Annotated in this window: 1 protein-coding gene and 1 pseudogene; one reads left to right on the top strand and one right to left on the bottom strand. The window is 32.9% G+C overall.

The annotated features are described in order from the left end of the window. Positions 1 to 611 (top strand): CPBP family lipoprotein N-acylation protein LnsB (gene lnsB / locus IDG60_RS27595; RefSeq protein WP_206160868.1); only part of this gene is annotated, 611 nt, incomplete at its 5' end. Between the two features lie 361 nt (positions 612 to 972). On the opposite strand, the pseudogene IDG60_RS27590 reads toward lnsB, so the two are convergent. Beyond that, positions 973 to 1,139 (bottom strand): annotated as a pseudogene (locus tag IDG60_RS27590) (staphylopine family metallophore export MFS transporter CntE); the annotation flags it as partial.

Here is a 1,139-nt window from a genome sequence, read left to right as displayed (position 1 = left end):
TTGGGTTAGTAGCTGTATTCACTCAACAAGCCCCATGGGGTTTCTCTTTTCCTATTTCAATGAACATTAGCTATTTACTCGCAGTTATTATTTCACTAGCTATTTTTCGTCGGATGCATGAAGATGCGTTTATTCCAATGATACGTTCGCAAATCGTTGCTAGTGCTAAATATAAATGGCATATTCTTATATCATTTACACTAAGTGTCGTACTCTTTTTACTTTTAAATCATTTCAATATTTTCGCACTAAATGTAGATGCCTTTACTGTCTTTGACATTTACCCGCTCATTAAAGGGTATGGTTCCATCAGTTTAATAGCTATATTTTCGTTAACCATTATATTAAATACTTTGATTTGTCAACTTATTTTCCGTCATATTTTAATTCAAGAATTAAGCAGATTAATCCCTTTAAAGATTACAATAGTATTATCCGTTATTCTTGAAACACTGTACTATTATCCATACATTAATACATGGTGGGAATTCATTCCAGCATTGATACTAGCAAGTAGTGCGACTTACTTATATTTAAAATCATACCGTAATTTTATGGTGAGCTATTTTTATCAATTAGCAGTTATACTCGTTTTGCATATTTTCATGTAAAATATTTCAGAGTATTATCCATTATCCATACACATCAAAAAGCACACTTAAAAGTCAGTATCGCAACTCACTTCTAAGCGTGCTTTATTTAGATATACTGTCGTTCTAAAAACGAGCCATATAGAGAGCCTGAGACATAAATCAATGTTCAATGCTCTACAAAGTTATATTGGCAGTAGTTGACTGAACGAAAATGCGCTTGTAACAAGCTTTTTTCAATTCTAGTCAACCTTGCCGGGGTGGGACGACGAAATAAATTTTGCGAAAATATCATTTCTGTCCCACTCCCATGAATCGCCATGCTCAATATACCTTTTAAAATTTAAATATTCATTAACTTAATATGCTTTAAACTTTTTCATTAAAGACTACTCGCTGGGCGTGGTGTTGGTTTTTTCAATAAACTCATAATCATTATTACAATGACTAACATACCACAAATTAGATACATCCATTTAAATCCTACTAAATCGGAAATAGGTCCCATCAATGCGCCACCTAACGATATACCTAAGTCTGCACAGGCAA

The organism is Staphylococcus sp. EG-SA-2 (assembly GCF_017152085.1).
Note: the sequence above shows the minus strand (reverse complement) of the source record. Positions and strands in the feature narration are given on the sequence as shown.